This window comes from Bacillus sp. Nf3, from assembly GCF_003028545.1.
GTDB classification, from domain to species: domain Bacteria; phylum Bacillota; class Bacilli; order Bacillales; family Bacillaceae; genus Bacillus; species Bacillus safensis.
Genome location: NZ_PYUA01000001.1, coordinates 177,778 through 202,044 on the forward strand (window position 1 = coordinate 177,778; position 24,267 = coordinate 202,044).

General features: G+C 41.9%; 26 protein-coding genes and 1 riboswitch. Of the genes, 21 read left to right on the top strand and 5 right to left on the bottom strand.

Annotated elements, in window-relative coordinates; all coding sequences use genetic code 11:
* Positions 1-437: 437 nt before the first annotated feature.
* From sigY to C9414_RS00900, 13 genes are all read left to right on the top strand, one after another.
* Positions 438-971, top strand: coding sequence for an RNA polymerase sigma factor SigY (gene sigY / locus C9414_RS00845; protein ID WP_107162858.1), 534 nt, complete (start codon positions 438-440; stop codon positions 969-971).
* Complete coding sequence (locus C9414_RS00850) at positions 968-1,279, top strand: YxlC family protein (RefSeq protein ID WP_047202956.1); 312 nt, start codon at positions 968-970, stop codon at positions 1,277-1,279. The genes sigY and C9414_RS00850 overlap by 4 nt, the downstream gene beginning before the upstream one ends.
* Positions 1,276-1,488 (top strand): transcriptional regulator, encoded by a 213-nt coding sequence (locus C9414_RS00855; protein WP_107162859.1) that lies wholly within the window; start codon positions 1,276-1,278, stop codon positions 1,486-1,488. The genes C9414_RS00850 and C9414_RS00855 overlap by 4 nt, the downstream gene beginning before the upstream one ends.
* 311 nt (positions 1,489-1,799) lie before the next feature.
* Positions 1,800-3,170 (top strand): NADP-specific glutamate dehydrogenase, encoded by a 1,371-nt coding sequence (gene gdhA, locus C9414_RS00860; RefSeq protein ID WP_041087641.1) that lies wholly within the window; start codon positions 1,800-1,802, stop codon positions 3,168-3,170.
* Between the two features lie 82 nt (positions 3,171-3,252).
* Complete coding sequence (locus C9414_RS20435) at positions 3,253-3,366, top strand: hypothetical protein (protein WP_223250414.1); 114 nt, start codon at positions 3,253-3,255, stop codon at positions 3,364-3,366.
* A 123-nt stretch (positions 3,367-3,489) separates the two neighbouring features.
* On the top strand, positions 3,490-4,881 hold the full coding sequence (locus C9414_RS00865; protein ID WP_107162860.1) for a copper amine oxidase: 1,392 nt from the start codon (positions 3,490-3,492) through the stop codon (positions 4,879-4,881).
* Positions 4,882-4,940: 59 nt separating this feature from the next.
* Positions 4,941-5,555: a class F sortase gene (locus C9414_RS00870; protein WP_107162861.1), complete on the top strand. Its 615-nt coding sequence runs from the start codon at positions 4,941-4,943 to the stop codon at positions 5,553-5,555.
* A 234-nt stretch (positions 5,556-5,789) separates the two neighbouring features.
* The gene (locus tag C9414_RS00875) at positions 5,790-7,733 is read left to right on the top strand and encodes a BglG family transcription antiterminator (protein ID WP_107162862.1); all 1,944 of its coding nucleotides are present in this window, start codon (positions 5,790-5,792) and stop codon (positions 7,731-7,733) included.
* A gap of 122 nt (positions 7,734-7,855) precedes the next feature.
* Positions 7,856-8,161 carry a PTS sugar transporter subunit IIB gene (locus tag C9414_RS00880; protein ID WP_003214824.1) on the top strand — a complete coding sequence of 102 codons (306 nt, stop codon included), beginning with the start codon at positions 7,856-7,858 and terminating at the stop codon, positions 8,159-8,161.
* Positions 8,162-8,175: 14 nt separating this feature from the next.
* A complete protein-coding gene (gene celB / locus C9414_RS00885) occupies positions 8,176-9,525 on the top strand; it encodes a PTS cellobiose transporter subunit IIC (protein WP_024423868.1) in 1,350 nt (449 codons plus the stop codon).
* Positions 9,526-9,551: 26 nt separating this feature from the next.
* Positions 9,552-9,878, top strand: a complete 327-nt coding sequence (locus C9414_RS00890; RefSeq protein ID WP_039182451.1) for a PTS lactose/cellobiose transporter subunit IIA — start codon at positions 9,552-9,554, stop codon at positions 9,876-9,878.
* Positions 9,875-11,203 (top strand): 6-phospho-beta-glucosidase, encoded by a 1,329-nt coding sequence (locus C9414_RS00895; protein WP_047202962.1) that lies wholly within the window; start codon positions 9,875-9,877, stop codon positions 11,201-11,203. Before C9414_RS00890 ends, C9414_RS00895 begins: the two co-directional genes overlap by 4 nt.
* Positions 11,204-11,325: 122 nt before the next feature.
* Positions 11,326-11,724, top strand: coding sequence for a hypothetical protein (locus tag C9414_RS00900; protein ID WP_047202963.1), 399 nt, complete (start codon positions 11,326-11,328; stop codon positions 11,722-11,724).
* Positions 11,725-11,743: 19 nt separating this feature from the next.
* Here C9414_RS00900 and C9414_RS00905 read toward each other — a convergent pair whose 3' ends face one another.
* Positions 11,744-11,938, bottom strand: a complete 195-nt coding sequence (locus C9414_RS00905; RefSeq protein ID WP_107162863.1) for a hypothetical protein — start codon at positions 11,936-11,938, stop codon at positions 11,744-11,746.
* 95 nt (positions 11,939-12,033) lie between these two features.
* Positions 12,034-13,125 carry a branched-chain amino acid aminotransferase gene (locus C9414_RS00910; protein ID WP_039182437.1) on the bottom strand — a complete coding sequence of 364 codons (1,092 nt, stop codon included), beginning with the start codon at positions 13,123-13,125 and terminating at the stop codon, positions 12,034-12,036.
* A gap of 368 nt (positions 13,126-13,493) precedes the next feature.
* Between C9414_RS00910 and C9414_RS00915 the strand changes: the two genes are divergently transcribed.
* From C9414_RS00915 to ywaC, 5 genes are all read left to right on the top strand, one after another.
* Entirely contained in the window at positions 13,494-14,921 is a 1,428-nt protein-coding gene (locus C9414_RS00915) for a DUF1565 domain-containing protein (RefSeq protein WP_107162864.1), read from the top strand.
* Between the two features lie 97 nt (positions 14,922-15,018).
* Positions 15,019-15,128, top strand: a riboswitch (SAM riboswitch).
* Between the two features lie 171 nt (positions 15,129-15,299).
* A complete protein-coding gene (locus C9414_RS00920) occupies positions 15,300-16,418 on the top strand; it encodes a sugar ABC transporter substrate-binding protein (protein WP_041087658.1) in 1,119 nt (372 codons plus the stop codon).
* Between the two features lie 69 nt (positions 16,419-16,487).
* The gene (locus C9414_RS00925; RefSeq protein WP_107162865.1) at positions 16,488-17,984 is read left to right on the top strand and encodes a sugar ABC transporter ATP-binding protein; all 1,497 of its coding nucleotides are present in this window, start codon (positions 16,488-16,490) and stop codon (positions 17,982-17,984) included.
* Positions 17,981-18,994, top strand: coding sequence for an ABC transporter permease (locus tag C9414_RS00930; RefSeq protein ID WP_039182429.1), 1,014 nt, complete (start codon positions 17,981-17,983; stop codon positions 18,992-18,994). The genes C9414_RS00925 and C9414_RS00930 overlap by 4 nt, the downstream gene beginning before the upstream one ends.
* Before the next feature lie 93 nt (positions 18,995-19,087).
* Entirely contained in the window at positions 19,088-19,720 is a 633-nt protein-coding gene (ywaC, locus tag C9414_RS00935) for a GTP pyrophosphokinase YwaC (protein ID WP_039182427.1), read from the top strand.
* Between the two features lie 44 nt (positions 19,721-19,764).
* Here the strand turns inward: ywaC and C9414_RS20085 are convergent, their stop codons facing one another.
* The gene (locus tag C9414_RS20085) at positions 19,765-19,905 is read right to left on the bottom strand and encodes a hypothetical protein (protein ID WP_181286088.1); all 141 of its coding nucleotides are present in this window, start codon (positions 19,903-19,905) and stop codon (positions 19,765-19,767) included.
* A gap of 19 nt (positions 19,906-19,924) precedes the next feature.
* Positions 19,925-21,010, bottom strand: coding sequence for a Rap family tetratricopeptide repeat protein (locus C9414_RS00940; protein ID WP_047202968.1), 1,086 nt, complete (start codon positions 21,008-21,010; stop codon positions 19,925-19,927).
* A 519-nt stretch (positions 21,011-21,529) separates the two neighbouring features.
* Here C9414_RS00940 and C9414_RS00945 point away from each other — a divergent pair.
* The 3 genes from C9414_RS00945 to C9414_RS00955 all read left to right on the top strand — a co-directional run bounded on the left by C9414_RS00945 (position 21,530) and on the right by C9414_RS00955 (position 23,734).
* Positions 21,530-22,294: a transporter substrate-binding domain-containing protein gene (locus tag C9414_RS00945; protein WP_107162866.1), complete on the top strand. Its 765-nt coding sequence runs from the start codon at positions 21,530-21,532 to the stop codon at positions 22,292-22,294.
* Between the two features lie 70 nt (positions 22,295-22,364).
* Positions 22,365-23,009 (top strand): amino acid ABC transporter permease, encoded by a 645-nt coding sequence (locus tag C9414_RS00950; RefSeq protein WP_107162867.1) that lies wholly within the window; start codon positions 22,365-22,367, stop codon positions 23,007-23,009.
* A complete protein-coding gene (locus C9414_RS00955; protein ID WP_039182423.1) occupies positions 23,006-23,734 on the top strand; it encodes an amino acid ABC transporter ATP-binding protein in 729 nt (242 codons plus the stop codon). Before C9414_RS00950 ends, C9414_RS00955 begins: the two co-directional genes overlap by 4 nt.
* An 87-nt stretch (positions 23,735-23,821) precedes the next feature.
* On the opposite strand, the gene C9414_RS00960 is transcribed toward C9414_RS00955, so the two are convergent.
* Complete coding sequence (locus C9414_RS00960; protein ID WP_039182421.1) at positions 23,822-24,205, bottom strand: glyoxalase GlxA; 384 nt, start codon at positions 24,203-24,205, stop codon at positions 23,822-23,824.
* Positions 24,206-24,267 lie beyond the last annotated feature (62 nt).

Genomic DNA, 24,267 nt, shown 5'->3' on the forward strand with positions numbered 1-24,267 from the left:
TGTTTTAATGAAAACGTTTCCAAAATAAGCTGTGATTCACCCAATCCTCCTTCCTTCACAAGCATCGCCTCATTCGGAATGTAGGAAGAGCATAGCATGCAAAAAGGTATCATCGGCTAAGGATAGGCGCAGCGTATTCCATGATTTTCTAGGAAGCTAAGCCAATGATTATTTTATTTCATCTTCATGAGATAAGGACCATTGTCGATAGGTATGTGGATGACATCATGATTATGGAGAGGAGGCTCTCCATTTGCTAGAAAATCAAAACGCATCATTTTGTTAGAGAAGAAGGAATGCCATAATCATTACATAAGAAAAAATGGCATATAAAATGGGTTTCATAGAAGTTATGCTAAAAAATAAGGTCTATTTTAAACGGTATTGTCATTCGTGTCGTCTCATGAGTAAGAGAAGAAAAGGAAGGAGGGGCGTGTTTGGAGCAGACAGAAGAGGCATTATTGATTCAGCGGGCAAAACAGGGCGATGATGCTGCGTTTACAGCCCTTTATCGGCATCATTATTCCTTCCTTTACCGATATATGCTGAAGCTGACCCTTCAACAAGAGCTGGCAGAGGAAATCATGCAAGAAACGATGCTGAAAGCGTATATGAAACTTTCTTCATTTAGAGGAGATTCTTTATTTTCAACCTGGCTCATTTCGATTGCATCTAGGCAATTTTTAGATCACCAGAAGAAAAGAAAACGTGAACAAATGAGAGAAGGAAAAGCGAATCAGGAGGCCATACGCCGTTTCAAATGGGACGTTCAGCAAAAGGGGAACACATGGCATGACATGTGGGATGCTTTAAATGAATTAAAGGCTCAGGAGCGAGCACCAATTATTCTGCACTATTATTATGGCTTTACCTACCCAGAAATCGCTTCAATGCTCGGAATGAGAGAAGGCACTGTGAAATCGAGGGTTCATCATGGATTAAAGAAAATTCGAAAGGAGTGGGATGTATGAAGGAAGATCGTTTGACCGAACGTTTAAAAGAAGAGCTGCAGCAGCTAGATGAACAAATTGAAGTGGAAAAGCCAAGTGAGCAGGCTGTCATGATGATGTTGAAACAGGCGAAGGAACAAGAGAAAAGGCGTTTTAAACAAGAAGTGCTGGCATACGTTTTGATCAGTTTGACCATTCTGGCACTCTTTGCAGCTGCCATTACCCATTTGCCTATCATCTTCATTCTTCTCCAAATAGTGAGCATACCCATCTGCTTTATTGTTGGCTACAAGGAATATCAACATATCAAAGGAGGGTCTTCCTTATGAGTCAGACGGAAATGATCATCTTATTGTGCGTCTTGCCGTTATTGTTTACACAGGGCTTTCTTTTATTTATGGATGCAAAGAAAAGAGGGCGTTACAAGTGGTTCTGGGGTATTGTCGGTCTCATTAACTTTCCATCGTCTTCTATTTTATATTGGCTTTGTGTCGTGCTACCTGATCGAAAAAGAGGCGAGAAGCTTCGAAAAGATTGAGTGCATCCGATCAAACTTTTGACCCTTTTTTCGTTGGAAAACAAGCTAGAAATTCATCATGATTCATGTATTTGTCAAAGAAAACGGGACGAGAAACATCCGCTTGTTCGTTTCTAGCACATTAGTCATTCCTTGAGCGCTTATTTTTAAAGTTAAATGCTGAGGCTGCTTGATCTATCTCAATTCGGCATCATTTTCATCTGTTATCAATATTGATCAGATTTTACAATTGGTGTTAAATTAATCTCAATATGCGTTAGAAAATCTAACAATTAAAAGTGTGGAGATATCTACAAGGAGGCAGATGCGACATGTTGACCTTAGATCGAGCAGCACAAACAGCACAAAGCTACATCCACCGTGTGTTAGAAGAGGTGGAAAAACGAAATCCCGGCGAGGAGGAATTCCAGCAAGCGGTAAAAGAAATTCTGGAATCACTCGTCCCAGTTTTTGCGAAGCATCCAGAGTATGAAAAACAGGGCATTTTAGAACGGCTCATTGAGCCTGAGCGGCTTGTGGTATTTCGAGTGCCATGGGTAGACGATGAGGGCAAAGTACAAGTCAATCGAGGGTTTAGGGTTCAATTCAATAGTGCCATCGGTCCTTATAAAGGAGGCATTCGTTTCCATCCAACCGTCAATGCAAGCATTATCAAGTTTTTAGGGTTTGAACAAATCTTTAAAAACGCTCTGACTGGTATGCCGATCGGCGGAGGGAAAGGAGGATCGGATTTTGACCCTAAAGGCAAGTCTGATGGAGAAATCATGCGTTTCGTTCAAAGCTTTATGAGTGAACTCGGCCGATATATCGGACCTGATCAAGATGTGCCAGCAGGTGATATTGGTGTAGGAGCACGCGAAATTGGCTATATGTTCGGACAGTATAAGAAAATGCGCGGTGCTTATGAAGCGGGTGTACTCACGGGGAAAAGCCCTGGGTTCGGAGGTAGCTTAGCGAGAAAAGAGGCGACAGGCTACGGACTGGTGTACTTCATGGAGGAAATGCTGAAAGCACATGGGCTCCAATTTGAAGGGCGTTCAGTTGTTGTGTCAGGCTCAGGAAATGTGTCTATTTATGCAATGGAAAAAGTAATGGAATTAGGCGGTAAGGTTGTGGCTTGCAGTGATTCAAGCGGAGCGATTTATGATCCTCAAGGGATTTCACTGGAGACCATCAAACAGTTGAAGGAAGTCGAGAATCAGCGGATTGGGGCATACATAGACATTCACCCGCATGCTGAATTAATTGAAGATTGCGAACAAATTTGGTCCGTTCCTTGTGATATTGCGCTGCCATGTGCAACACAAAATGAAATATCAGAGGCGCATGCACAGCAGCTTGTGGCAAATGGTGTCATCGCTGTTGGAGAAGGAGCCAATATGCCGTCCACTCTTAAGGCAGTCAAAGTATTTGAAGAGAATCGTATTTTGTTTGCGCCAGCAAAAGCAGCGAATGCTGGCGGAGTAGGTGTCTCAGCACTGGAAATGGCGCAAAACAGTGCAAGAATGTCTTGGACATTTGAAGAAGTAGATGATCAGCTGAAACAAATGATGCAGTCTATTTATCGTCAGTGTACAGAGACAGCGGACGAATATGGACACTCAGGGAACATCATGGTTGGAGCAAATATTGCAGGATTTCGTAAGGTGGCAGATGCCATGATCGCACAAGGCGTGATTTAACTCCTGCTCTCCCGCACCTGTTTATTTCATGACAAGATGGGGAATCGTCCTTTAAGAATGACAATAAGGAGGCGCGGGAGAAATGAAAAAATGGCTGAAACAAATTGTCAAATGGGCACCTGTGATTTATCCAGTGGTGAGGAAAATATATAAAGAGCGAAAAGCATCTAAACGTCGTAACGTATCAGCCGGATAATCCGGCTTTTTTTTATGCAAACATACAGATCCTGTGTTGTAAAAAAAATAATAGAATCGAATGATCCATTTCATCCCTCTCTCCGTTAAGTACATAACAAACGGAAAGAGGAGGAAATAAAAGATGAACATGAAGAAAGCAATGTTAACCATTCCACTGAGCGCAGCGTTACTATTCCCAGCGGCTCATAGCGCAAGTGCACACGAAGGACATATGCATGGGGAGGCGAAGAAGACGTCTTCGTCACAAGAGGTTTCAAATAAAGCAACAGATCTTCGAGCAGCACTAGATCAGCTGTTTTCAGAGCATGCCTATTTAGCGGTGATCACGATGCAAAAAGGAATTGACGGCAGTAAAGACTTCGATCAAGCAGCGGCGGCTTTAAATGACAACACGAATGACTTATCAGATGCAATAGCCTCTGTGTATGGTAAAAAAGCAGGCAAACAATTCAAAGACATTTGGTCAAGTCATATCGGCTACTTTGTTGACTATGTACAAGCCACAGCGAAAAAAGATGATGCAGGTAAAAAGAAAGCGATCAAGCAGCTTGACCAATATCGAATGAAACAAGCCGATATGCTCGATCAAGCAACAGACGGCAGACTGAAAGCAAGTGAGCTTGAAGAAGGCTTGAAGATGCATGTGAACGAACTGCTAAAAGCGTTTGACAGCTATAATGAAAAGGATTTTGATACGACCTATGAAACGGTGAGAAAATCCATTCATCATATGTTTGAGGTAGGAAAAGGCGTGTCATGGGCCATCACAGATCAATTTCCTGGGAAATTTGATCAAAAGTCAGTGGATACACCAGCAGCGGATCTTCGTGAAGATTTAAACTACTTGTTTTCAGAGCATTTGGCACTCGCAGTAGTTGCCATGCAAAAAGGAAATGATGGCAGTAAGGACTTTCAGCAAGCAGCAGCGGCTTTAAATGAAAACACAAATGATTTATCTGCTGCAATTGCATCTGTTTATGGTAAGGATGCAGGCAAACAATTCAAAGACATTTGGTCAAGCCATATCGGTTACTTAGTTGATTATGTCAAAGCGGATGCATCAGGGGATCATCAAGCAAAAGAAAAGGCTGTCAAAGATTTAGATGCGTATCGAATGAAGCAAGCGAAATTCCTAGATCAAGCGACAGATGGACGTTTGAAGGCAGCTGATTTAGAAGCTGGTTTGAAAACACATATTGATGAGCTGATCAAAACATATACGTCTTATCATAATGGTGAATATGATCAGCTTTACCCGACAGTGAGAGAGGCTTATGGTCATATGTTCATGGTTGGTCAAGATGTCACAGCAGCAATTGTTGATCAGCATCCTGAGCTGTTCAAATCGAACATGCCTAATGAAATGCCGAAAACAGGTATGGGGGGCACAGCCGGTCCTTTAGGCATGTCCTATGAAGCATTTGTGGGAATGATCGCAAGTTTGATCCTCGCAGGCGGCGTGGCAGGTGCATTCTTCCTTAATCGCCGTAAGGCATCAAATTCTAACTCATAAAGACAGACGGGAACGTGCACAATCGTGCCGTTCCTTTCTTCAAAAGGAGGCCGGCTTAGATGAAGAATTGGCTGCTCAGCATATTTTCATTTCTCATCATCACAGGCTGTTCATCACAGTCAATGGATGAATCGTCATCCTCAAAAAACATATCAGCTTCTAAGGAAATGACCACACATCAAGCTGAGAAACAGAACCACTCACACGAAACATTTAAAGACGAGCCATCTGGTATAGTACCAACTGAAATCGCCATTCCCGCTATTGATGTCAAAGCAAAAGTGGAGAAAACAGCTTTATTAAAGGATGGCAGTATGGGTGTCCCTCGGGATACAGACAACACAGCTTGGTTTAAAGATGGTCCAAAACCAGGAGATAAAGGGAATGCCGTCATGAATGGCCATGTAGATAATAAATGGGGGCCATCGGTTTTTTATCGATTAAAGGAGCTGAAAAAGGGAGACAAGGTGATCGTCACGTCCTCATCGGGAAAAAAGCGAAGCTTTGAAGTCATAAAAGTTAGAAGCTATCCGCGTGAAGAGAAGCCTAATGCGTTTTTTGGATACGCCTTTACACGGAATCTCAATTTAATCACTTGTACAGGGACATTTGATCATGCTGCAGGCACGCATGAAAAAAGATTGGTTGTCTTTACCCAGATGATCTCTTCATAAAGAAGGCGGATACACGATGGTGTACGCCTTTTTTTCGTGGTTCGCAAGTATCTTTCAAAAAGATTCATAGGACATTAGATATGGTTAGTTGTATAAATAGGGGCATTTGTCATATAAATGAGATGGCAATTTTTATTTCTTTTCAGTAGAATATGAGTAATGAAGAGAACTGCAAGCGTTTACAACCTGTCCAGACAAGGCAGATTCTCCACCCTACATAAGGAGGCCGATCTGATGCTGAGTAAAAGACTGGCGCACATCTTAAGTCAGCTCATGGCAGCTGAGACCCCGCTCACAAGCGCTGCACTATCTGCCAGTTTACAAGTGACAAGCCGCACCATTCGTACAGACATAAAGGAACTGAACGACCGTCTTGCCCCTTATCAAGCAGCTGTAACAGCTGTAAGAGGAGCTGGCTATGAGCTGTTGATCAACGATGAGAATGCCTTTCGCCGTTTTATGAAGGAGGAGGTTGAGCAGGAAGAGCCGCTTGCTGTGCTGCCAGAGGAGCGAGTTCGGTTTATTTTAAAAAGGCTTCTTTTGGCAGAATCCTATGTGAAGCTGGAGGATTTACAGGAGCAGCTGTTTATTAGTAAATCGACGATGAGCAACGATGTGAAATCGGTCAAACGTAAGCTGGAGCCCTTTGATCTGAAGCTGGAAGCGAAGCCGAGCAAAGGCTGTCGGATCAAGGGATCAGAGATGAAAATTCGTTATTGCATGTCAGAATATTTATTCAATGAACGTCGTTCTTATCAAACGATGCTGAACACAGCGGTCACCATTTTGCCAAAGCAAGAACTCGAATTGATTCAGAAAACAATGATCGATTATATCAATGAGGAAGGCATGAATCTATCAGACATTTGCATGAATAATTTAATTGTTCATGTTGCTATTGCCTGCAAACGAATTAGACACGGAAACTATGTATCTGTTCTTCCAGAGGAAATCAGCGAAATTCCGCGGGCAAAGGAATACAGGGTCGCTAAAAAAATGGTGGAGCGTCTTGAAAGGCTGCTGGGTGTCTCATTTCCACAAGAGGAAATCGTCTATATCACCATTCATTTACTAGGAACAGCCAAAATGGTACAGTCCTTTTCCTCGAGCGGTCAAAAACAAATTGTCGATGATGACACGAGCCGGCTTGTACAGTTCATGCTGAAGGCCATTGATCAAAAATTGCAGCTTGATTTAGCCGGCGATACGGAACTAATGATTGGATTGAGTCTGCACTTAAAGCCTGCCATCAACCGATGTAAATATGGAATGAACTTAAGAAATCCGATGCTTGATGAAATAAAAGCCGGGTATCCACTTGCCTTTGAAGCGGGGATTATCGCCAGCAGGGTCCTTGAAGAAGAGGAGGGGCTGAGTATTCATGAGAACGAAATCGGATATATGGCGCTTCATTTTGGTGCGGCTTTAGAGCGGAGGAAAATGGAGATCCCGCCGAAGCGGTGTCTCATTGTCTGTGCGTCTGGTGCAGGGAGTGCAAGGCTGCTGCAGGATCGTTTGCGGTCACAATTTGGGTCAAAGCTGACCATTTTAGGAACAGCAGAGCTATATTCACTTCCACATGTCTCTTTACATGCCCTGGATTTGATTATTACAACGATTCCAATTCATATGGAATTACCGGTTCCAGTCATTCAAGTGAACACCATTTTGGGAGGCGGCGATTTTTTAAAAATTGAAGAAGCCCTGACGAGTGAAACAAGGGTGACATTGGCCTCGCAATATATGAAAAAGGAATTGGTTTTTACAAAGCGCGCCTTTCACACAAAGGAAGAGGTCATCACCTTTTTAACGCAAAAAGTCATCGATATGGGATTAGCGCCAGCTGAGCTCACACCATCTGTCATGGAAAGAGAAGAGGCTGCTCCTACCTCTTTTGGACATTATACGGCGATTCCGCACCCGATGACGCCGCTGACAGATGAGACGTTTTGGGCGATATGTACATTAGAAAAACCAATCATTTGGGGAGAGAAAAAGGTTCAATTTGTCTGTCTGCTTTGTGTCGAAAAAGAGAATGCCAAAGATTTAAAAGGCATGTACCGCCTGCTGGGGGAGCTTGTGCATAATGTGAAATTCATTCAGCACCTGATCGCCTGTGATACATTTGAAGACATGCTTGATATCATGTATAAAAAGGCTCCTTCGTACAAGAACTAACTGTGTGATATTAACTTTTTCCGCTTCCTAAAGGAAAAAGTATGGGTGTTTATGAAAGCGGTTTCATAATATGATGAATGTGTAAAGAATAGCTTCACACTTTGAAAAGGGGGCGTTTACACATGAATATCTTATTGGTTTGCGCAGCAGGTATGTCCACAAGCTTACTTGTCACAAAAATGGAGAAAAGCGCACAAGAACAAGGAAAAGATTATCGTATTTGGGCAGTATCTGGAGATTCTGCGAAAAATCATATTGATCAAGCCGATGTGCTTTTATTAGGACCTCAGGTTCGATATTTATTACCGCAAATGAAAAAGCTTGGAGAAGAAAAAGGAATACCAGTAGACGTAATTAATACCGTGCATTATGGCGTATGTAATGGCGCCGAGGTTTTAAAATCTGCTGAACAGCTAGTGAACGGATAAAGGGGGCGGAGGGGATGAATGGATTCAACCGATTTCTAGAAGAGAAGGTCATGCCGTTTGCAGGGAAGATTGCCGCTCAAAGACATTTACAAGCATTGCGTGACGGAATTGTTTTAACCATGCCTCTCATTATTGTCGGTTCACTGTTCCTCATTTTAGCCAACCTTCCGATCCCAGGATACAGCGATTTTATGGCAAGTATCTTCGGAGCAGAATGGGCCACGAAACTATCCTATCCTGTTAATGCAACCTTTGACATTATGGCACTTGTTGCGACCTTCGGGATTGCTTACAGGCTAGCTGAAAAGTATGCCGTTGATGCACTATCATCTGGTGCGATCGCTGTTGCGGCTTTCCTGTTGGCTACTCCATATCAAGTACCTTTCACACCTGAAGGCTCAACAGAAGCTATCCTAGTGGGCGGAGGCATTCCTGTCACACTGATGGGCAGTAAAGGCTTATTCGTTGCCATGATTATTGCCATGCTTTCAACCGAAATTTACCGCTTTATTGTACAGCGGAACATCGTCATCAAAATGCCTGATGGTGTACCGCCAGCAGTCAGTAAATCGTTTATTGCACTTATTCCAGGTTTTGTGGTCATCACGCTGATCTGGGTCGCTAGACTTGTGATTGAGATGACACCTTTTGAGAGTATTCATAATATCATCACGGTCTTAATTGGCACACCGCTTTCCATTCTTGGTGGTAGCTTAGGCGGCAGTATCGTTGCGATGGGTGTGCAAATGCTCCTATGGGCATGTGGTATTCACGGAGCAACTATTGTCGGGGGCGTCATGGGGCCAATTTGGCTCGGTGCAATGGATGAGAACCGTCTTGCATTCCAAGCAGGAGAAGTGCTGCCGAATATTTTCACAGCACAGTTCTTTGAAATCTTCATCAACGTCGGCGGAAGCGGTGCAACGCTTGCTTTGGTGCTGACCATGATCTTACGTGCCAGAAGTAAACAAATGAAACAGCTTGGCCGCCTTGCCATTGGGCCAGCCATCTTTAACATCAACGAACCGATCATTTTTGGAATGCCGATTGTGATGAACCCAATGCTTCTCATTCCGTTTATCCTTACGCCAATCATGATGATCATCACCACATATATCGGAATGAGCACAGGCCTTGTGGCAAAACCGGCAGGGATTGCTGTCCCATGGACTATGCCGCCAATCATTTCAGGCTACCTCGCCACAGGAGGTAAAATCTCTGGTGCTGTCATGCAGCTGATTAACCTTGCGTTGTCATTTGCTCTATACTACCCATTCTTTAGAATGTGGGATAAGCAGAAATTGAAAGAAGAAAGTGAGCTAGAAACAAAAGCATCAACTGATGAAAATGTCGTCAGCATGTAATAGAGGGAACAAGGGGGATGCGGCCGATGGAAATGGAACAAATTGTGTTTCAACTCATCCTGCACGGCGGAAATGGCAGAAGCTCAGCGATGGAAGCCATTACGTGTGCAAAGCAAGGTAATTTTGATGAGGCGAAGCAAAAAATGCAGGAAGCACAAGACGCGTTAAATGAGGCGCATCACGCACAGACAGAGCTGATCCAAGGAGAAATCAGGGGCGAAAAGACGGATATTAGCCTCCTAATGATTCATGCGCAGGATCATCTCATGAACGCAATGACCGTTAAGGAGCTCGCAGCAGAAATCATTGAGCTCCATGAAAAAATGAAGCAACTCGGAGGTGTCAATTCATGAAAGAAGGAATCAAAATTGTCACAATAGGCGGTGGATCGAGCTATACGCCTGAGCTCGTCGAAGGGTTTATTAAACGATATCATGAATTGCCTGTAAAGGAATTATGGCTTGTGGATATTGAAGCGGGTCAGGAAAAGTTAAACATCGTGGGCGCTCTGGCGAAACGTATGGTCGAAAAAGCAGGTCTGCCGATTGAGGTACACCTGACTCTTGACCGCCGGGAAGCCTTGAAGGACGCAGATTTTGTGACGACACAATTTCGTGTAGGACTTCTGGAAGCGCGGGCAAAGGATGAGAGAATACCGCTTAAATACGGCGTCATCGGTCAGGAGACGAATGGACCAGGCGGTTTATTTAAAGGCCTTCGGACCATCCCAGTCATTTTAGACATTGTGAAGGATATGGAAGAGCTTTGCCCAGACGCATGGCTTGTGAACTTTACGAATCCAGCCGGCATGGTCACAGAAGCTGTTTTACGCTACACGAATCTCAAAAAAGTCGTCGGTCTATGCAATGTGCCGATTGGGATCAAAATGGGAATCGCTAAGGCGCTTGAAGTGGATGTAGAACGCATTGAGGTACAGTTTGCCGGTCTCAATCACATGGTCTATGGATTAGACGTATATTTAGACGGGGTCAGCATTATGGATCAAGTGCTTGATGAACTAGGAAATCCAAACAGCCAGTGGTCCATGAAAAACATTGAAGCGAAAAACTGGGAACCTTCTTTTGTGAAAGGATTAGGGGTCATCCCATGTCCGTATCACCGCTATTACTATAAAACGAAAGATATGCTGGAAGAAGAACAAAAGGCGGCTCAAGAAAAAGGAACACGAGCGGAGGTTGTACAGCAGGTTGAGCGGGAACTATTTGAACTCTATAAAGATCCTGATTTGTCGATTAAACCACCGCAGCTCGAAAAAAGAGGCGGGGCCTATTACAGCGATGCGGCTTGTAACTTAATCAGCTCCATCTATAATGATAAGCATGACATTCAACCAGTTAATACAGTGAACAGAGGGGCGATTGCCAGCATTCCGGCTGAATCAGCGGTTGAAGTAAACTGTATCATTACGAAGGACGGACCAAAGCCAATCGCGACAGGTGATCTGCCTGTAGCTGTCAGAGGGCTCGTTCAACAAATCAAATCATTCGAGCGTGTGGCAGCCGAAGCAGCTGTGACTGGAGATTACGAGACGGCTCTTGTTGCGATGACAATCAACCCGCTCGTCCCATCTGACGAGATTGCAAAGCAAATTTTAGATGAAATGCTTGAAGCGCATCGTGAATATTTACCGCAATTCTTCAAATCAGTCAATGCTTAACACATAATGAGTGACCCCTTTTATGGGGTCATTTTTTATGATTTCTTCATATGGAAACTGGAGAAAGAAGTGTATGATAGAAAAAACAGCATGTATGGCTTCAAAGAAAGGACTGTTGGAATATGGTTGCAATTGGTTTAATGCTTTACGGGTTTGTCGTACAGCCTATCATGAGTTATGGCACAGTGATCTTGTTTTTGTATGGCCTTATTGCTTCATTTGTTGGTCTCATTCGGCATAAGGGCTATGTGTGGATCTATGTTCTCCGTCTGCTTGTTTGTTTCACCATTCCAGTGACCAATCTATTGATGTATTTCGCAACGATTGGAGGAGATGCAAGAAAGTTTGATTTCCAGCCGATGCCGCTTGTTTACTATCTTGTCTTTATCCTAGAAATCATGATCATCTTTTTGCCAGAGATTTTTTTACTGATCGAAAGAAAGCGGAGCATCAAGGGGAAACAGTGGATATACGTCGGGGCAATTGTTGCGGTATCGGTCTTGTTTTGGTGCACGATTTGATGGCAAGGAGACGAGTCAACTAAGTCTTTTTCGCTTTTTGTTTCTGTAACTTCTTTCGTCTAACCTTTACAAAAGAGATGGAAAGAGCAAGGATAGAAATCCCAAACGCCTTAAATAGAAATCGGGTGAGGAACGGTGAATCGTCGAAACCAGTAGCGACGATCATCAATCCGATACAGATCCCAATGAACGCTAATAGATAAGTAAAAAACATACCATCCCTCCTTAATTTATTACCATTATAAGGTATATTGGAGAGGTTAATAAACAAAAAAGAACCCTTCGTGAATGAAAGGTTCTTTTACATGATTATGCTTGCTTGACGACCGAGTCAACTTCAACTGTCCAGCCGAAGATGTCTGGCTGTGTTCCTTTTTGGATGCCAGTAATGGCTTCATACAATTTCTTGGATACTTCGCCTGTTTGACCATTTTGGATCACATATGGCTGATCATGATAAATTAATTCCCCGACAGGAGAGATCACGGCTGCCGTTCCAGTCCCAAAGATTTCTTCAAGCTCGCCAGATTGATGTGCTTCAATTAACTCATCAATTGAAATTTTGCGCTCTGTGACTGGAATTCCCCAATGCTTTAACAGCTCAAGTACAGAGTTACGTGTGATGCCTTCTAAAATGCTGCCGTTCAATTCAGGCGTCACGATTTCTCCGTTGATTTTAAAGAAGATATTCATGCTGCCGACTTCTTCAATGTATTTTTTCTCGACCCCATCAAGCCAAAGAACTTGTGAAAATCCTTTCGTTTCAGCCACTTGCTGTGCTTTAAGGCTTGATGCATAGTTTCCAGCTGTTTTGGCATTTCCTGTTCCACCCTTAACGGCACGGACAAACTCATTTTCAACAGCAATTTTGACCGGATGAATGCCTTCTTTATAGTATGATCCCACTGGAGATAAGATAATGATCAGCTTATACGTGCTAGACGGTGCAACGCCTAAATACGGCTCAGTGGAAATAATGAATGGACGAATATACAAGGAAGTGCCCTCTGCATCAGGTACCCAATCCTTATCAATGCGAATGAGTTCATTTAAGCCCTCTAATACTGTTTCTGAATCAATTTGCGGAATACACAGGCGGTCATTGGATCTGTTTAAGCGTTCCATGTTCTTTTCCGGACGGAATAAGAGAATTTTTTGATCCTCAGAAACATAAGCCTTTAAGCCTTCAAAAACAGATTGACCATAATGGTAGACCATCGAAGCTGGGTCCATTGGAATAGCCTGATAAGGAATGATTCTTGGATCATACCAGCCTTTATCAATTGAATAATCCATCACAAACATGTGATCTGTGAAGATTTTTCCGAATTCAAGTTGATCAGATTGAGGTTTTGGTTTTTTTGTTGAACTAAGTTCAACGCGGATGGGTTGTTTTGGCATTGTAAATCTCCTTGCTGTTTGATTATTTGAAAATTCTAATAATATGAAATAATTATGATTCTATTCTATACCTTCACAAAATATTAGCAATAGGTTTTCTGGAATTCAGACAAGAAAAATCTGTTAAAGCGCTTTCCTTCTCTCTGCTGTCAGTTTGGCTCATATCCCCCCTTTTTAAAAAAGAAATAAAATCCAAATACATTATTAACTGATTAATCTGACAATTTAAAAACGAATGGTTTTCCTGTAAGATATTCTTTCAACCATACACCTTTTGACTAGTACATTGCAAGGGACATTGTCATATTTTAATCCTCTTTTTTTTAACCGATAAAGGAAGAAGAGAAGGGAAAGGAGCAAACAACAAGATGAAACGAGCGATACCGAGCATTTTACTCATTGTATTCATGTCCATGATCAGCTTTGGCTGTCAGGCGATGACAGAGGAAGCTGGTGCTAAGCAAAGCACAGCTTATTACGTAGCGGTAAACGGAAACGACAAAAACCCGGGAACAAAGCAAAAACCTTTCCGCACGCTGAAAAAAGCAGCAAGTATGGCGAAGGCTGGGACAACCATTTATATGAGAGGCGGTACATACAAAGAGAAATTGATTGTCCGCCATTCCGGAACAAAGAAAGCACCCGTTGTCTTTCAAGCTTACGGAAAAGAAAAACCTGTGATTAGCGGGGCATCCCTTAAAGGAAATCAAGCCGATGGCGGTCTTGTCACGGTCGATCAAAAGAGCTACATCACCCTCAAAGGCCTGACTGTAGGACATCTTAAGACGAATAAAGAAGATTTAACACCAGTTGGTATTTTCATCAAAGGAAGCGGTAAAGGCGTTAAATTGCTCAATAACCGAGTGTATGACATTCAGACGAAACATGAAAATGGAAATGCACATGGAATTGCTGTCTATGGGACAAAAGCTCCTGCAGCGATTGAAGATATTGAAATCAAAGGAAATACCGTTGAAAAATTAAAACTGGGCTTCAGCGAAGCGCTTGTGCTAAATGGAAACGTCAAAAAGTTCCGTGTGACACATAACACGGTCCGGCACACTGACAATATTGGCATTGATTTAATTGGTTTCGAGAACGTAGCACCCTCTAAAAAGTATGATCAAGTTAGAAATGGTGTCGTCTCTAGAAACAAAGTATATGAGATTACGAGTGCAGGGAATCCAGCCTACGGCACCGACATCTCCGCTGGCGGAATTTATGTTGATGGCGGCAAAGACATTGTGATCGATCATAACATCTCACATCACAATGACCTGGGGATTGAAGTCACAAGCGAACATAAAGGAAAAATGGCAGATCGCATCCGCATCGAACACAATCAAGTATATTTAAACCGTTATACAGGCATTTCTATTGGCGGCTATGATAAGAAGCGTGGCGGTACAACCAATACGACGATTTCACATAATATTTTGTACAAAAATGACACAGCCGGCTTAGAAGGCGGCCAATTGCTAATGCAGTATCAAGCGGTGAACAATCGAATCACGAATAATATCATGACGGCTAGCGCCTCGCATTACTTAGTCGTGAATCTTTATCAAGTGAACCAAAAGAATACCTTCCAGAAGAACGTTTATGATGACCGCAAAGGTGCGAAAGCATCACAGTGGATTTGGCGCGGGAAATGGATGGAAGGCTACAAAACCTATCTCTCTAAAAGCGGTCAAGATAAAGGATCAGCCCATCTCAACCCACAATTTGTGAATGAGAAAAAATATGATTTCCGTCTGAAGAAATCATCACCTGCTAAGAAAATTATCGGAAGTTGATGATATTTTAGAAATTTTCAAAAAAGTCATTGACATTGATGTGACATCACATTAAAGTAAAGAAGACATTTCAACGAAAACAAATTTCATAACGGATCTCTTATCAAGAGAGGCAGAGGGACTGGCCCTATGACGCCCAGCAACCGTTTCTATTGTAGAAATTGGTGCTAATTCCTGCAAAGCTGTTACAGCTTTGACAGATAAGAGAGGAAGACTTCCCGATACATGTTTCATGCAACGGTGATCAAGCCTCTCTTTCCAAGAGAGGCTTTTTTTCGTCTCTTTTTCGAATCAAATGCCTGTTTGACAGGCGTATTTCCACTTTTTTACCTAGTTTTCCGATGTGAAAAATTTAAAACAACTTGAGGAGGAACAGCAATGAAGCGTAAGCATTTTACATCATTTCTTGTCTTATTAACGGCATTAACCGTCCTATTATCTGGCTGCGGCACTGGATCAAGTGCAGGCTCAAAGGCAAATGCAAACGAAAAAGTCTCTTTTGACAATGTACCGAAGCGATTTGCAAAGGGACAGGGGGCAAAAATTAAAGTGATCCGCAAAATTGGAGGAGACGATCATACAGCTCAATTTTTAGCTGGAACGAAGGCAGAAGGTGAAGCACTCGGCTTTACGGTAGATGTCTACACCGCAAATGGTGATACAGCAAAATTCCATGATGCCATCTCTCAGGCGCTGGAAGAAAATTATGATGGCTTTATCATCTCTCACGGGGACGACGAGGCGACAGTCGCTGATGTGAAAAAGATCACAGCGAAAGGCATTCCGGTTGTAGCGTTTGATTCGAATCCTAAGCTAAAGGACATCAAAGGGGTCACAGTGACGTCTCAAGATGACGAACAATTAGCGAAAAAATCATTAGACGCGCTCGTGTCTGATTTTAAAGGAAAAGCAAATATTGCGTACCTGTGGGTAGATGGATTCCCGCCAATGGTGAGACGAAACAAGGTCTATCAAGAAACGCTTAAACAACATTCAGGGATCAAGGAGCTTGACCGCTTTGGTGTAGCCTCTTCTGATACGTCTGTTCAAACGCAAAATGCAGTAGCAGCCATGCTGAATAAGTATCCAAAGGGCAAACTGGACGCTATTTTTGCCACATGGGATGCCTTTGCCATTGGGGCAGCAAGAGCGTTAAAGGAAGCGGGAAGAACAGAAGTGAAGATTTATGGGATTGATGTGTCAAATGCTGATCTTCAAGAAATGACAGCGAAGGACAGTCCATGGAAGTACACAGCAGCGGTTGATCCGAAGCTCATCGGCGCAGTCGACGTGAGGATTCTTGCGAAGAAAATAGCTGGTGAGAAAACACCATCTTCCTATGACCTTGAGGCCTCTCTCATCTCGCAAAAGCAGCTTCAACAAGCAGGAAAAGCCATTAACATGGTCAATCTTGCAGACGAAGTGAAGGGATTCGGTTCATCGACTGCTTTTGAGGAAGATTGGATGAAGACCTTGAAGAAGCATTATACAAAATAAGCGACGTGCACTCTCTTTCCATAGAGGGTGTTTCGTTTTTCAGATGATATCAAGAGAAGGAGGACACCTATGACAGCGCCGCTTGTTCGTATGAAAAATATTTCAATTGAATTCCCAGGGGTCAAAGCTTTAGATCAAGTGAATTTCACATTAAAAAAAGGGACGGTCCATGCACTAATTGGAGCAAATGGTGCTGGGAAGTCCACGTTAATGAAAGTTCTTTCTGGCGCTCATTCCCACTTCGACGGAACCATCCACATCAATGGCCAGGCGGCAACTATTCAAACCCCAAAGGATGCATCCTCATATGGTGTGCAGACGGTCCATCAAGAAGTGGATACGGCTCTTGTTCCCTACTTAAGTGTTGGCGAGAATATGATGATGCATGAGATTGAGAAAAAAACATTTGTCAGCTGGAAAGAGCTGCATCGCAAGGCGGCTCAGTTATTAAAAGAAATGGACATCGACATCTCCACAAAACGACTGGTCAGCGATCTGACCCTTGCTGAAAAACAGATGGTGCTCATTGCTAAGGCCGTTTCCATTCAATGCAGCATTTTAATCTTAGATGAACCAACAGCTCCGCTTAGTCATGCAGAAACAAGCAAATTATTCTCCATGATTGATCGGCTGAAACAGCATGGGACAGGGATCGTGTTTATCTCCCATCGCATGCCTGAAATTTTCACCATCTGTGATGAACTGACAGTGATGCGAAATGGAACGGATGTCGCAGCTCACCTTGTCAAAGACACAAATCCGCAGCAAGTCATTGAAGAAATGCTAGGTGCGCCATTAGAGGAACAATTCCCGTCTCGCAAACCTTTGAAGGATGCACCTATTGTGCTTGAAGTGAAAGACTTAAATGATCAACACAAATTAAACAACATTCACTTTTATGTCAAGAAAGGAGAAATTCTCGGGATCGCAGGACTTGTCGGTGCTGGAAAAACAGAATTGTGCAAAGCCCTTTTCGGTGCCTCAGAAAAAAAGACGGGGACTGTGCAGCTGCATGGTCAAACCATTCACATCACATCGCCTCATCAAGCTGTGAGAGCTGGAATAGCCCTTGTGCCTGAAGAGCGGAGAAAAGAAGGGGTTCTGACCGAAGAGAGCGTGGGGTGGAATTTAACGGCTGCAAGTCTTCATTCATTTTCACGGGTATTCAGCTTCTTACATCGTTCGAAGGAAAAGCGGGAAGCAGGCGACATCGTCAAACGGCTTGGTGTCAAAACGCCGTCTCTTGAAGCAAAGGTGAAGCACCTATCTGGTGGAAATCAGCAAAAGGTTGCCATCGGAAAATGGCTGCTGGCTGAGGCAGATGTGTATCTCTTTGATGAACCAACTAAAGGTGTAGACGTTGGAGCGAAAAAAGATATTTTCACTTTGATTGCAGAGCTTGCCGCCCGCGGAAAATCTGTCATTTATGCGTCGAGTGAGCTGTCAGAGATTGCAGGTATCGCTGACCGAGTATACGTGTTATATGATGGCAGCATTGCCCGGGAAATGACTGCACCGACGACTGAAGAGGAGCTTTTATATCATTCAACAGGAGGACAATCATGAGCGAACAACAAATTCCAGCCCCTGTGCAGCAAATCAAAAAACAGCGGCCATCCTTTCATCTGTTTGATTTCTTTTATCGATATGGGACGATTTTAACCATTGTTGTGTTGATTGTGGTATTTGCGGCAGCGAATCCAGCGTTTTTGCAATCGGGAAATATCATTAATATTTTACGGTCTATCTCAATAGTGACCATCATTGCGGTGGGTTTAACCATCTCATTGGCAGTAAACGGTTTTGATTTATCAGTTGGATCAGTCGCTACGCTGTCAAATGCCATTGTCATTTCTATGTTCGTATGGTTCTCGCAAAACCCACTGATTGCAATCCTTTCTGCACTAGCGGCTTCTATCATTGTTGGATTGTTAAATGCATGGATGATCGTCAAAATGAAAATTCCAGATATGCTCATGACATTAGCCATGATGTTTATCATTCAAGGGCTGGCTCAAACGTATACGAAAGGGGCGACCATTTCTGAAAATATGGTGCTGCCTGATGGTACGTTTTCAACAGGAACGATCCCTGCCTTTTTCAGCAAAATCGGACAGGTGCCATATATCATTCTCATTATGGCTGCCATTGTTCTATTTGCGCATGTTTTCATGACCTACACAAAGCACGGCCGATTCATGTACATCATCGGTGGGAATAAAGAAGCGGCTCGATTGTCTGGCATTCATGTGAACAAATACAAAATTGCGGCCTATCTGCTTTCTGCGTTATTTGCAGCGATTGGAGGTATCGTGCTGGCATCAAGGGTGATGACAGCAGAAATTAATGCTGGGGCACCATATTTAATGGATGGAGTAGCGGCTGCTTTTATTGGCTTTTCCGTCATGGGAGCAGGTAAGCCAAACGCATTTGGTACTTTTATCGGAGCTGTACTCATCGGAATCTTACAAAATGGGCTTGTGATGATGTCTGTTCCTTATTATGCAATGGATATTGTGAAAGGTTCTGTGCTGGCTCTTGCACTGGCGCTGACATATTACAAACAAAGAGGCTAACTGCGTATTTTTTAAAACCATTCGAGTCCTCTCTCCGTCTAGTAAACGGAAAGCGGTACAGTTGCCGTTTCCCAAAAGGAGATGACAAAGAAAATGAATATGTCAGCAACTCATGTAGAAGATTTGAAAAATGTCATGGAAGACTGGAAAAATGAACTATTAGTATATAAATTTGCATTAGATGAAATGGATACAAAGTTTTCAATTATCAGCCAGGAGTATAATTTAATCCATGGACACAACCCAATAGAGCATACAAAATCACGGATCAAATCCTTTGAAAGCATAGTGAATAAACTAGCCAGAAAAGGATGCGACATCACGACACAATGTGCCAAGGAGCATATCCATGATATCGCAGGTGTCCGCATCATCTGTTCTTTTATTCAAGATATCTATAATATTATGGATGTATTGAGGCAAAGAGAGGATTTAAAGATCCTTGAAGTGAAAGACTACATTCAACATCCGAAACCAAATGGCTACAGAAGCCTTCACTTAATTGTTGAGATTCCTGTCTACTTAACGAATCGTGTGGAGTATGTGAAGGTTGAGATTCAGGTGCGGACCATAGCGATGGATTTTTGGGCGAGTCTAGAGCATAAAATCTATTATAAACTGCAAAACGATGTTCCTCATCAACTGACTGATGAACTGAAGGAAGCCGCAGATATTGCCCATTACTTAGATGAAAAAATGCAAAATATCAAACGAGAAATTGATTAACACATAAAAAAGCAGCTGTTTTAATCACAGCTGCTTTTTTCATATTAAGGGTTGGTTCCACGATCCCTCTTTTGAATGATATCTTGAGATAGTGCAGATTTGCTGTCTTTTTGAACGGAAGCACCAATAGAAACACCTGTTATCAAGAGGGTAAAAATCGCACTTGTGATAAGCCATTTCTTCATCATACATCACTCCATATTCTTAACAAGTTTTTAAGGATAATGCCTTGTTTCTAAAATAAGAGGATTCTTCATGAAGTCCAAGATCCATTAAGTAAGCAGCTGCATCCTGACAAATAGCTTCAAGATCAACAAGGAAATTCATCGATTCTAATTGATCACAATAAGACTTGATTTGCTCAATCATGTTGTCTGGCTGAATCATAAGTGTTTCTAAAATGGATAATTTAAGTGAAATGTTTCGTTGTTTTAAATTTTCTGCTTTTTGAAGTGAAAGCTGTACATAATAGTGGAACAAACCTGGCTTTTTCAGCTTAAATAGTGCTTTTGTGTAGGCGTACATGGCAAGTAAATAGCCGCCTGGAGAAGAAGTTTCGAATGATTCTATCATTAAAGCCTTTTCAAGGAGTGGCACAGCTTCACTGTATTCATTTCTTAGACTTTTAATAAAGGCTGCATTGCAATAGGCGTGTCCAAGTAAATCTGGATCTTCCATCTGTTCTAGTGAATGAATCACTTCTTCGAACAACGATTCTGCCTCATCATATTTTGACTGATCCGCATAATTCAAAGCAAGCATCATTTGACAGCTGATTGATTTTTTCACATAACATGGATCTGCGTCGTAAATAGATGAAGCCATCTTTAAGTGGTGGATGGAGAGAAGCGTGGACCTGATATTATAGTAAAGACACCCTGTTTTATAATGAAATTCGGCTTTTTCAATGTCATCGTGCACGAGATCTAATTTATCCTCGGCCAATTTTAAATGGTGAAATGCCGTATCCTGATTGCCTCTGCGCATTTCATACATCCCTTTAAAGAAATAGAAATAATAGCTGAGCATATCATCCGTACGGATGGCATTTTCATCAACAAAAAGACTATGATCTAACGAAGCTGTATCTTCTATTAGATCTTTAAAACGGTACTCTAGCAGTTGATAGTAAAGTAAGACGTCTTGATTTTCTTCCATTCGATCAAACGCTTGAAGAATGTCTTCTTTTAACTGGATGGCACCTTGTATCTCTCTTTTCTTCATCATGACATACCAATCATTGAGCATATTTGCTACATCTACGGACGACAAAACACCTGCTTCTGCCAATTCATATCCTCCTTTCTTCATCTATCAAAATCCGTTCTTTTGAATCAACTTTCCATATTCCAGTATATTCTTATATTTTAAGCTCTCTCATGCAGTTTGTAAAACATGTTTTTTGATGTAAATTCAACCAGTAGTGAAAGAAATAGGGAGAAGGCGACATTATGTATACGCTTACATATTTTTAGGTAAAAAGAGGGTTTTGAAAAAAATATATTACAATATCAATAAAGCGAGGAAGCCGGTTGTTGAGTTTGCTTTCGTATACTAGAAAAAAACATCATTAATCAAGGTGATGCCTCATTTTTTTGTAAGATTATCTTACATTATAATTGTGAATGACTCTTCTTTTAGAATAAAATGAGTTATTCGCAAAAAAGTAAAATTTAAAGAGACTATTGATCTAGAATTGTATGGATCTTTGGTATTGATAAAAAATATCACACACTATAGCTTTAGCGTGTTATAGTATTATTGTTATTGCGAATATTTAGACAAAACTGACAATGGGGGTCGTGTTTTATGAAGAAATCGATATTATTGATCATGGGACTAATTGTTGTGCTTGTCATGGCAGCCTGTGGATCAAAATCAGACAGTGGTTCGGGAGAAGGCAAAGGCACATATAAAATTGGGATAGATACAACGTATCCGCCATTTGAATTTGAAAAGGGCGGTAAATATGAAGGCATAGACGTTGATTTAATTAATGCAATCGCAAAAGATCAAGGTTTCAAAGTGAAGCTGGAAGCTATGGACTTCTCAGGTATCATTCCAGCAATGCAGGCAGGACAGCTTGATGTTGGAATGGGCGGGATGAGTATTACAGATGAGCGTAAGAAGAAAGTAGATTTCTCAGATCCTTACTTTGACGCTGGGCTGACAGTTGTTGTGAAAAAGGACAGCAGCATCAAATCAATTAATGATTTAAAGGGGAAAAAGCTAGCTGTTAAAAACGGGACGACTGGTGCAAAGTTTGCATCTGATAACGCAGATAAATATGGGTATGAAGTCGTTCAATTTAATGACAGCCCATCTATGTTCCAAGAAGTATCAAACGGAAATGCAGATGCCTTAATTGAGGATTATCCTGTCATTACGTATGCGATCGCACAACAAGATTTAAAATTGAAAACAGTTGGAGACCGCTTGAATGGAGACCAGTATGGTATCTCTGTCATGAAGGGGAAAAATCAAGACCTATTGAAGAAAATCAATAAAGGTCTGGAGAACCTAAAGAAAAACGGTGAATATGACAAAATTATTGATAAATATTTGAAGTCATAACACAAGCGAGGCGCGCTCCGAGCGCGCTTTCTTTATGTGTCAGCCGTATGTGAATTAGGGAGGGAGAAACATGGATACAATTATTAATGCATTTCCGTATTTAATGGATGGTTTGCAAACCACTTTATATATCTTTGTTGTTGCCATCATTTTAGGATTTATCATCGGGTTAATTGTGGCATTATTCCGTCTGTCACCATTTAAAATCTTAAATTTCATCGCGCTCGTCTTTGTGAATGCCATTCGAGGAACACCATTTATCGTACAGCTATTCTTCATTTATTTTGGTTTGAATACACTTGAATTCATTTCGCTTGATCGAGTGCCCGCAGGGATTATTACAGTAGCGATTAATGCAGGGGCTTATTTCTCTGAAATTATTCGTGCAGGGATTCAGTCTATTGATAAAGGACAAACAGAAGCTGCGCGTTCTTTAGGCTTTACAGGGGGACAAAACATGCGCTTTATCGTCCTTCCACAGGCCTTTCGCCGCATGCTCCCAGCGATTACAAACCAAGCCATCATCAGCTTGAAAGATACATCTCTCTTATCTATTATCGGGATTGCCGATATTATGCAGCGAGGACAAGTTCAAGCATCGGCTACATTTGATCCATTGAATGTCTGGCTCATTGTCGGTGTCATTTATTTCGTGATCATTTATTTACTTTCTCTACTGGCTAGCTACGCAGAAAGGAGATTTGAAATCAAATGAGTATGATTACGGTGAAAAACTTAAAGAAATCCTTTGGCGATCACGAAGTGTTAAAGGATATTAATGCAGTCATCGAGGAAAAGGAAGTAGTGTGTGTCATTGGTCCTTCTGGATCAGGGAAAAGCACGTTTCTAAGATGCCTCAATAAATTAGAAGATATCACTGCTGGAGAAGTCGTTGTCCACGGACACACGATTACAGACCCGAAGGTGAATATCAATAAAGTACGACAAGAAGTAGGCATGGTGTTTCAGCACTTTAATTTATTTCCTCATAAAACCGTTTTAGAAAACATTACGATCGCACCGATAAAGGTAAAAGGCATTGAAAAGAAGGCAGCGGCCGAAAAAGCGTTAGACTTGCTTGAAAAGGTCGGCTTAAAAGACAAAGCCCAAAGCTACCCTAACCAATTATCCGGTGGACAAAAACAGCGTGTTGCCATTGCAAGAGCTTTGGCAATGGACCCGAAAGTACTATTATTCGATGAGCCGACATCAGCTCTTGATCCTGAAGTTGTAGGGGATGTATTAGCTGTAATGAAACAATTAGCTGTCGAAGGCATGACCATGATTGTAGTGACACATGAAATGGGCTTTGCAAGAGAGGTAGGAGACCGTGTCATCTTTATGGATGGCGGATATATTGTCGAGGAAGACAAACCGGAAGCCCTCTTTGGAAACCCACAGCATGAGCGTACAAAATCATTTCTTAGTAAGGTGTTATAAAAAAGAGTAAGGGCATGTATATGCTCTTACTCTTTTCTTTATGAATAAATGGAAGATAGATTTAGCGGCACGATTTCCTAGGAAATATTAGCGCTGGAAGAATTCGATCCATTCTTGATCTGGTCCTCTGAAAAAGAAGTAGCAATATCCATTTGGTAATGTCGTGATTTCTTCATCGATTAATTCAATTTGCAGCTTTTGAATACGATTGAATTCAGCATGAATATTGTCTGTTGTGAAGGCGAGATGATGGACCTTCCCTTCAGATGGCAGGTCACTGCTGTAGCCTTGGATGAGCTCAATTTCCGTTTCTGCTTCATCTTTAAAACCGAGAAATGCAAGCTCAATCACTCCATTTGTATGAGTGATGCGGTCCTTTAATTTCATGCCCACCACTTTTTCATAAAAATCAATCGATTGATCAATATTCGAAACCATAATACCTGTATGATCTAAGCGTAATGTCGTCAAAAGAAGTGCCTCCTCTATGTCATGTTGATATTTTTCTCCTCATCTTATCATAATAGAAGTAA